3 protein-coding genes are annotated in these 2,887 nt (G+C 48.1%); all 3 read right to left on the reverse strand.

Annotated features, from left to right (window positions below; all coding sequences use genetic code 11):
- On the reverse strand, positions 1–283 hold a 283-nt coding region (locus ACLR2L_RS19750), incomplete at its 3' end, for a GTP-binding protein (protein ID WP_413370680.1).
- A 61-nt stretch (positions 284–344) separates the two neighbouring features.
- Positions 345–2,441 (reverse strand): elongation factor G, encoded by a 2,097-nt coding sequence (gene fusA, locus ACLR2L_RS19755; protein ID WP_413370682.1) that lies wholly within the window; start codon positions 2,439–2,441, stop codon positions 345–347.
- A gap of 26 nt (positions 2,442–2,467) precedes the next feature.
- On the reverse strand, positions 2,468–2,887 hold a 420-nt coding region (gene rpsG / locus ACLR2L_RS19760; RefSeq protein ID WP_413370684.1), incomplete at its 5' end, for a 30S ribosomal protein S7.

Consider the following 2,887-nt stretch of genomic DNA (forward strand, 5'->3'; position numbering starts at 1 on the left):
CAGTGATCATGTTTTTAACATAGTCAGCGTGTCCAGGACAGTCTACGTGTGCATAGTGACGAGTAGGAGTGTCGTACTCTACGTGTGAAGTAGAGATGGTGATACCACGTGCTTTTTCTTCTGGTGCGTTATCGATTTGATCGAATGCGCGAGCGTTACCACCGTAAGTCTTTGCAAGAACAGTAGTGATTGCTGCAGTCAGAGTGGTTTTACCGTGGTCAACGTGGCCGATAGTACCAACGTTTACGTGGGGTTTCTTACGTTCAAACTTTTCTTTTGCCATTTTTCTCGTTTCCTAAGTTAAAAGTCCGACCCAATAGAAGACCGGACCGAACCTTCAAAATTTAGTTTCGTGCCTCAATGATTACTTTCGCAACATTGCTTGGGGCTTCTGCATAGTTGAAAAACTCCATTGAATAGGAGGCGCGCCCCTGCGTAGCTGAACGCAGGTCAGTAGCATAACCGAACATTTCGGAAAGTGGCACCTTTGCGCGAACAATTTTTATGCCGCCAACGCCATCTTCCATACCTTCGATCAAACCGCGACGACGATTTAAGTCGCCAACAACGTCACCCATCCAGTCTTCCGGAGTGGTTACTTCAACTTTCATAGTGGGCTCAAGCAAGACAGGATTCGCGTCGGCGGCACCTTTTTTATAGCCCATTGAACCGGCGATCTTAAACGCCATTTCAGAAGAGTCAACATCATGGTAAGAACCGTCGAACAACGTAACCTTTACATCCAGTACCGGATACCCTGCCAACACACCATTTTGCATTTGCTCCTGAATACCTTTGTCTACCGCCGGAATATACTCTTTAGGTATCACGCCGCCTACAATTGCGTTAACAAACGCGTAGCCTTTGCCTTCTTCCTGCGGTTCGATGCGCAGCCAAACGTGACCGAACTGACCCCGGCCACCTGACTGACGGACAAACTTGCCTTCCACTTCCACAGATTTGCGGAGCGTTTCACGATAAGCCACTTGTGGCTTACCTACGTTACACTCAACCTTGAACTCGCGCTTCATGCGGTCAACGATAATGTCGAGGTGCAACTCACCCATACCAGATATGATTGTCTGGCCGGTTTCATCATCTGTATTTACGCGGAAAGATGGATCCTCAGCAGCGAGCTTACTCAGCGCAATACCCATTTTTTCCTGATCTGCTGTAGATTTTGGCTCTACAGCAATCGAGATAACAGGCTCTGGGAACTCCATGCGTTCCAGTGTGATCACGTGGTTTGGATCACACAGCGTGTCACCGGTAGTGACATCTTTAAGTCCGATAGCCGCGGCAATATCACCTGCCCGGACTTCTTTAATTTCTTCGCGATCTTTAGCGTGCATTTGTACAATACGACCAAAGCGTTCGCGCTTGCCCTTCACTGGGTTAAACACGGTGTCACCAGTATTTACCACACCGGAGTAACAACGGAAGAACGTCAATGTGCCCACAAATGGGTCGGTTGCAATCTTAAACGCCAGCGCTGAAAAGGGTTCGCTGTCATCTGCATGACGCTCACCTTCGGAATCGTCTGGCAAAATACCCTTAATAGCCGGCACATCCGGCGGTGAGGGCAAATAACGAACTACCGAGTCCAATACCGCCTGTACACCCTTGTTTTTAAATGCACTGCCACAAGTAGCCAGTACAATTTCGTTGTTCAGTGTACGGATGCGCAGACCTTCGTGAATCTCTTCTTCACTCAGTTCGCCATTTTCTAAATACTTTTCCATTAACTCTTCATTTGCTTCGGCTGCCGCTTCAATCATTTCGGTGCGGTATTTTTCTGCCTTAGCCATCAGTTCTGCAGGAACATCTTCATAGGTAAAAGTCATACCCTGATCTTCTGCATTCCAGTTAATGGACTTCATTTTTACCAGGTCAATAACGCCGCGGAATTCTTCTTCCGCGCCGATGTTAAGCTGGATAGGCACGCAATTGGCACCCAAACGCTTACGGATTTGACCAACAACCCGCTCAAAATCCGCTCCTGCACGGTCCATCTTATTGACGAAGACCATGCGAGGAACGTGATATTTGTCCGCCTGTCGCCAGACGGTTTCTGATTGAGGTTCTACACCTGAAGACCCACAAAAGACCACAACGGCACCATCAAGTACGCGCAAAGAGCGCTCAACTTCAATGGTAAAGTCAACGTGTCCGGGCGTATCAATAATATTGATACGGTGCTGTTCGAATTGCTGTTGCATACCCGCCCAGAAACAAGTAGTTGCAGCAGAGGTAATAGTAATTCCCCGCTCCTGCTCCTGCTCCATCCAGTCCATGGTAGCCGCACCATCGTGCACTTCACCAATTTTATGCGATAAACCGGTATAAAATAGTACGCGCTCCGTAGTCGTGGTTTTACCCGCGTCTACGTGCGCCACAATTCCAATATTACGATAACGTTCAATTGGGGTCTTACGAGGCATACATCTCTCTCAGATTATTCCGTTGATTACCAACGATAGTGAGCGAACGCTTTGTTCGCTTCGGCCATACGGTGCACGTCTTCACGTTTCTTAACCGCAGAACCTTTGTTATCTGCCGCATCCATCATTTCTGCAGCCAGGCGCTGAGCCATTGACTTCTCGCCACGTTTACGTGCAGCTTCTACCATCCAACGCATACCTAATGCATTACGACGAACCGGACGCACTTCTACTGGAACCTGGTAAGTTGAACCACCAACGCGGCGTGACTTAACCTCTACAGTAGGACGAATGTTGTCCAGGGCTTCTTCGAATACATCCAAGTGTGCCTTGCCGGTTTTTTCAGCAACAATATCAAGCGCACCGTAAACGATTCTCTCTGCTACAGATTTCTTGCCGTCGAGCATTACGACATTCATGAATTTAGCAAGCAGTTGTGAACCAAA

The sequence above is a fragment of the Alteromonas sp. AMM-1 genome (genome assembly GCF_047290655.1).
Taxonomy (GTDB): domain Bacteria; phylum Pseudomonadota; class Gammaproteobacteria; order Enterobacterales; family Alteromonadaceae; genus Alteromonas; species Alteromonas mangrovi.